Annotated in this window: 4 protein-coding genes, 1 tRNA gene and 1 pseudogene; 5 read left to right on the top strand and 1 reads right to left on the bottom strand. The window is 68.1% G+C overall.

Going from position 1 to position 5,666, the window contains the following annotated elements; all coding sequences use genetic code 11:
- Nucleotides 1-475, top strand: a pseudogene (locus tag WH07_RS32080) (FAD-dependent oxidoreductase); the annotation flags it as partial.
- A 92-nt stretch (nucleotides 476-567) separates the two neighbouring features.
- On the opposite strand, the gene WH07_RS32075 reads toward WH07_RS32080, so the two are convergent.
- Nucleotides 568-640: transfer RNA gene (locus WH07_RS32075), tRNA-Thr, on the bottom strand.
- 157 nt (nucleotides 641-797) lie between these two features.
- Here WH07_RS32075 and WH07_RS32070 point away from each other — a divergent pair.
- The 4 genes from WH07_RS32070 to WH07_RS32055 all read left to right on the top strand — a co-directional run bounded on the left by WH07_RS32070 (nucleotide 798) and on the right by WH07_RS32055 (nucleotide 5,409).
- Nucleotides 798-2,201: an RNA-guided endonuclease InsQ/TnpB family protein gene (locus WH07_RS32070; RefSeq protein WP_079023731.1), complete on the top strand. Its 1,404-nt coding sequence runs from the start codon at nucleotides 798-800 to the stop codon at nucleotides 2,199-2,201.
- A 423-nt stretch (nucleotides 2,202-2,624) separates the two neighbouring features.
- Nucleotides 2,625-3,749: an ABC transporter ATP-binding protein gene (locus WH07_RS32065; protein ID WP_046507954.1), complete on the top strand. Its 1,125-nt coding sequence runs from the start codon at nucleotides 2,625-2,627 to the stop codon at nucleotides 3,747-3,749.
- A 339-nt stretch (nucleotides 3,750-4,088) separates the two neighbouring features.
- Complete coding sequence (locus WH07_RS32060; protein ID WP_046507952.1) at nucleotides 4,089-4,511, top strand: hypothetical protein; 423 nt, start codon at nucleotides 4,089-4,091, stop codon at nucleotides 4,509-4,511.
- A 181-nt stretch (nucleotides 4,512-4,692) separates the two neighbouring features.
- Nucleotides 4,693-5,409: a nucleotidyltransferase family protein gene (locus WH07_RS32055; protein WP_046507950.1), complete on the top strand. Its 717-nt coding sequence runs from the start codon at nucleotides 4,693-4,695 to the stop codon at nucleotides 5,407-5,409.
- The last annotated feature ends 257 nt before the right edge of the window (nucleotides 5,410-5,666 follow it).

Below are 5,666 nucleotides of genomic sequence, written 5' to 3'. Positions count from 1 at the left end.
CTCCCGAGCCGCCCGCCTCGCCGACCCCGCCCCCACCCCGCCCGCCACCGTCGAGGCGCTCCGCGAGATCCTCGTCCGCTTCTTCCCCGCCACCGCCGACGCCCGTATCGACCACGCCTGGTCCGGCGTCCTCGGCGTCCCCCGCGACTGGTGCGCCACCGTCACCCTGGACCGCACCACCGGCCTCGGCTGGGCGGGCGGTTACGTGGGCTCCGGCGTGGCCACCACCAACCTCGCCGCCCGCACCCTCCGCGATCTGATCCAGCACGACTCGGGCCAGGCGGGCCCCACGGACCTGACCACCCTCCCCTGGGTCCACCACAAGGTCCGCAACTGGGAACCGGAACCCTTCCGCTGGCTGGGCGTCCACGCCTTGTACGCGGCCTACCGCACGGCGGACAGCAAAGAATCCACCACGAACACCCCCACCACCCACCCCATTGCCCGCACGGCCAACCGCATCTCGGGCCGCTGACGGGGGAGTTGTGAACGGCGGGACAGCCGCGAACGGCCGGGGAAAACGCAAGTGTCCCGGACCCTGGAGGGGCCGGGACACTGTTTCTACAGAGCCGCCTGTCGGAATCGAACCGACGACCTACGCCTTACAAGGGCGGCGCTCTACCGATTGAGCTAAGGCGGCACTAGCGCACGCCAAAACCACGTGCGAAACCTCTCACACTCTACACAGCGCCCGACCGCCCCAGCCACAAAGTTCTCGTACCTGCGTGACCCCACAATCACACATTCGTTGTAAGGACTGACGTTCTGTTGCGACGATCAGACCATGGGGAGTGGTTGTGACGGACTCAGCGATAGACCCCGCAGTACGCGTCACCGGCGCCGAAGCCAAGCGCGTCAAGCGCGAAGTGCTCGGCATAGCCGACCGGCGCAAGCACCACAAACGCCGTGCCACTCCGCTGAAGAGCCGGGACAAGGAGGCTGGAACGCAGCAGCGTGTGTATCGCTTCCGCTTCTATCCGTCGCCGGTCCAGGCCGCGCAGTTGGCGAGCACTTTCGGTGCGTGCCGCTGGGTCTACAACGAAGGGCTCGCCTTGCGGGCGGGTGCCTGGGAGAAGCACCGGGTCTCCGTGGGTTTCGCGGAGACGTGCCGGGCGCTGACGGGGTGGCGGCGTGCGGAGGGGACGTCGTGGCTCGGCGAGGTGTCCTCGACGGTGTTGCAGCAGGCGTTACGGCATCTGGAGGGCGCGTTCTCGCGCTTCTTCCGGGGGTCGGCGAAGTATCCGCAGCGGAAGCGGAAGCACCGGTCGCGTGATTCGGCGACGTATGTGCGGACCGGTTTTCGCTGGATGGAGGATCCGGAGCGGCCGGGGACCGGGCTGGTGACGCTGGCGAAGCAGTCGGAGCCGCTGGATGTGCGGTGGTCGCGTGCGCTGCCCGCCGGGACGCTTCCGGTGAAGCTGACGATCACCCGGGACCGGGCCGGCCGGTTCTTTCTCTCGGTGCTGATGGAGGAGCGGATCGACCCGCTGCCTCCGGTGTTTCTGCCAGGGACGACTGAGCCGAAGGCTGCGGGGCTGGATCTTGGTCTGGCGTCATTGGTGACGTTGGATGACGGAACGAAGCTTGATCATCCTCGGCTGCTGAAAAAGTACGAGGACGAGTTGGCCAGGTTGCAGCGGGGGTTGCACCGTAAGCGGAGGGGTTCGAAGAACAGAGACAAGGCAAGGCTCCGGATCGCCCGGTTGTATGCCCTCATGGGGGATGTCCGCAGGGACATGCTGGATCAGTTCACCACCCACCTCGTGCGCGAGAACCAAGTGCTCGTGGTGGAGGACCTGTCCATCGTGACCCTGCTGTGCCCGGCGAAGGGCAAGGGAAGACGGCGCAAGGCCAGGCTGAGCCGGTCGATCCTGGATGCGGCGTGGGGTGAGTTGCTGCGTCAGTTGCGCTACAAGTGCGCGTGGTACGGGCGGACGCTGGTGATCGTCGACCGTTTCTTTCCGTCCACGCGGCGCTGCTCGTCCTGTCATACGAAGGGTCCGCGGCTCGATGTGTCGGTACGGGCCTGGAAGTGCGCGGAGTGCGATGTAGTGCATGACCGGGATGTGAATGCGGCGGTGAACCTCCGGGACGAGGGGATGAGGTTGTACTGGCTGGCGGCTTCGGCGCTGCCGCCGGGCCGGGTGCCTCCGCCGGTGATCAAGGCCTCGGAACTGGAGGACTGCCTGCTGACCGCGTAAGCGGCGGTTGTGGTGGTTGTTGCGGTACGGACCGACGGGCCGTCGGCCGGAATGCCTGTGGAGCCCGCGTAAGACCGTCCGGGCATGATCCTTGAGGGTCGCGGCCGACCGGCTATGGGTGTCGAAGCAGGAAGTGCCGCCCGCGAGGGCGGTGAGTCCACGCTGTGGTGCGATTGCGGTCAAGAGTCAACTGCTCTGACCGCCCGCCCACGGCCTGAGAGGTCAAAAGTGGGCTGCTCTGCCCAACCTGGCCCGCGCCAAGAATTTACCTGTCGCCGGAGTGCTGACAGAACGGGAAACGCCAGGTAGCGTCACCCGCAGTTCACCCAGGTGGACTAGACCCATCTTCCGCCTCGCGGCGGGAGAACCATTCCTTTACTCGGATCGTCCGGCACGTTCCTGCCGGTGGAGGGACACAGCGTCATGGCAACTGTCTCGTTCGACAAGGCAACCCGCGTCTACCCGGGTTCCACCAAGCCCGCCGTCGATCAGCTCGAGATCGAGATCGCGGACGGCGAGTTCCTCGTACTCGTCGGTCCTTCCGGCTGCGGCAAGTCGACCTCCCTGCGAATGCTCGCGGGTCTTGAGGACGTCAACGCCGGGGCCATCCGTATCGGTGACCGCGATGTCACGCACCTGCCGCCGAAGGACCGGGACATCGCCATGGTGTTCCAGAACTACGCGCTCTACCCGCACATGTCCGTCGCCGACAACATGGGCTTCGCGCTCAAGATCGCCGGTGTGAACAAGGCGGAGATCCGGAAGAAGGTCGAGGAGGCCGCGAAGATCCTCGACCTCACGGAGTACCTGGACCGCAAGCCGAAGGCGCTCTCCGGTGGTCAGCGGCAGCGTGTCGCGATGGGGCGCGCCATCGTGCGTGAGCCGCAGGTGTTCCTCATGGACGAGCCGCTGTCGAACCTCGACGCCAAGCTCCGTGTCTCGACCCGTACGCAGATCGCGTCGCTCCAGCGCCGCCTTGGCATCACCACGGTGTACGTGACCCACGACCAGGTCGAGGCCATGACCATGGGTGACCGGGTGGCGGTCCTCAAGGACGGGCTCCTCCAGCAGGTGGACTCGCCGCGCAACATGTACGACCGGCCGAGCAACCTCTTCGTCGCCGGCTTCATCGGCTCTCCGGCCATGAACCTGGTCGAGGTGCCGATCACCGACGGCGGTGTGAAGTTCGGCAACAGCGTGGTGCCGGTGTCGCGCGAGGCGCTCGCCGCCGCCTCGGCCAAGGGCGACAAGACCGTGACGGTCGGTGTCCGCCCCGAGCACTTCGATCTCGCGGAGGCGGGCGGCGCCGCGGGCGCGCTCTCCAAGGACGCGCCGGCCGGTCTGGCCGTGACCGTCAATGTCGTCGAGGAGCTGGGCGCCGACGGTTATGTGTACGGCACCGCCGACCTCGGCAGCGAGCGGAAGGACATCGTGGTCCGCGTCAACGGGCGCGCGGTGCCGGAGAAGGGCGCCAAGCTGCATGTCGTACCGCGCGCGGGCGAGACGCACGTCTTCTCGACCTCGACGGGTGAGCGTCTGACCGACTGAGTCGGCCGGCTATTCCCCGGACCGGCTCCCTGGATCGGCTCGCCGGACCGGCTCTTCGGATCGACTCTCCAGACGGCACGCCTGCCGGGCCTCCCATGGGGCCCGTCTGCCGTGGGACCTCGCCGCCCTGAGGTCTCGCCTCCCGGGGGTCTCGTCCGAATTCGTCTGTACGGCCCCGCACTTCGGTGCGGGGCCGTTTACGTGTGTCGACAAATACCCCGGCACACAGGCCTTTTCGGACAGCGCCGTCAACCCACGATTCGAAAAGAACGCTCGAACCATCCCTCGGGAGAGTGACTAAATGTCGCCAAATCATCACTGGCCGCTACGCTCGCCTGCGTGACCCACTCAGCCCGCCGTATCGGCCGAACTCTCGCTCTCGTACTGCCCGTCGTCCTGGTGCTCTCCGGGACTCTCGCGGTCGCCCGCGTCCCGTGGGCGGCCGGCACAGCCGAGTCGCAGGTCCTGACCGCGTCCTCGGACACCGCTTCGGTACGGGCCAAGTCCCGTACGCCCCAGGATATTCTGCGCGAACAGCTCCTTGTGGAACTTCAGGAGAAGGACCCGGGCATCGCCCTGACGCATCTTCAGCGGCAGGTCGAGGAGCGTCCGTCGCTCGCCAGGCACTGCATGTCGATCGCGCGGGCCCTGGGCCGTGCGGCCGTGGCGGTGTACGGACCCACCCGCGCGCAGTCGTTCTCGCGTCCCGTGTGCGACACCTCCTTCGCGTACGGCGTCTCACAGCAGGCCGCGGGAAGCTGACCGGCCCGCGGAAGCCGACGACCCACCCGCGGACGCCGACGCCCCCGCCCACGGACGCCGACGTCCCCGCCCGCGCAAACCAACCGGCCCGCCTAAGCCAACCGGCCTGCGGATGCCGGTGCGCCCGCGGGAAACCGACCGGGGGCCCGCCCGCCATGCCGGCCCGCCTATCGTTCACGGCATGCATACGTTTCCGACGCAGGCCGTGGTCCTCGCGGGCGGCCAGGGGTCGCGGCTGCGCCCGTACACCGACGACCGTCCCAAGCCGATGGTCGAGATCCCCGGCACGGGGACCCCGATCATCGGCCATCAGCTTGCCTGGCTCGCCGCCGAGGGCGTGACCGATGCCGTCGTCTCGTGCGGCCATCTCGCCGAAGTCCTCCAGGACTGGCTGGAGTCGGCGGATCTGCCGCTGCACGTCACGACCGTGGTGGAGCCCGAGCCCCTCGGGCGCGGCGGTGGGCTCAAGTACGCCGCTGCCAGGCTTCCTGCCCCGCAGCAGCCGTGGTACGCCACGAATGGCGACATCTGGACACGTTTTTCGCTGCGCGAAATGGCCGCGTTCCACACGGAGCGCGACGCGACGGCGACGCTCGCCCTCGCCCGTCCCCGGATTCCATGGGGCGCCGTCGAGACGGACGAGTTCGGCCATGTCCTGGACTTCATCGAGGCGCCGCCGTCGCCTTATCTGATCAACGCCGGTGTGTATGTGTTCTCTTCGCGTTTCGCGGAGCTGCTGCCCGAGCGCGGTGACCATGAGCGGACGACGTTCCCGCGGCTGGCGCGCGAGCGCAGCCTGGCGGGCTTTCCGCTGCCGCAGGGGGCGTACTGGCGGGCCATCGACACGGCGAAGGACCTGACGGAAGCGGCCAAGGAACTCGCCTCGGGCAAGCACTGAGACCGAGCCGGCTGCCCGCCGCGCCCCGCGCGGACACTCACGCACGCCGACACCGAACGCCGACGCCAGCACCAGTACCGGACGCCGGAACCAACACCGGACGCCCACGCCAGCACCGGCACCGGCAGGCACCGGCGACAACACAAGAGCCGGGCCCGGAACACGCTGTCCGGACCCGGCCTGGGTCACTCGTATGGTATGGAGTGGAGTCACGGGGGGCTACGGGGACTCCCGGCCCCCGTACCCCACTCCATACC

Source organism: Streptomyces odonnellii, assembly GCF_000981895.1.
Taxonomy (GTDB): Bacteria; Actinomycetota; Actinomycetes; order Streptomycetales; family Streptomycetaceae; genus Streptomyces; species Streptomyces odonnellii.
The sequence above is the reverse complement of the archived record's forward strand: the minus strand, read 5'-3'. Positions and strand labels throughout refer to the sequence as shown.

What these genes read in the sequence shown, in the direction of transcription:
- WH07_RS32065 (WP_046507954.1), top strand. Translation starts at nt 2,625, where the DNA reads ATGGCAACTGTCTCGTTCGACAAGGCAACCCGCGTCTACCCGGGTTCC.
- WH07_RS32055 (WP_046507950.1), top strand. Translation starts at nt 4,693, where the DNA reads ATGCATACGTTTCCGACGCAGGCCGTGGTCCTCGCGGGCGGCCAGGGG.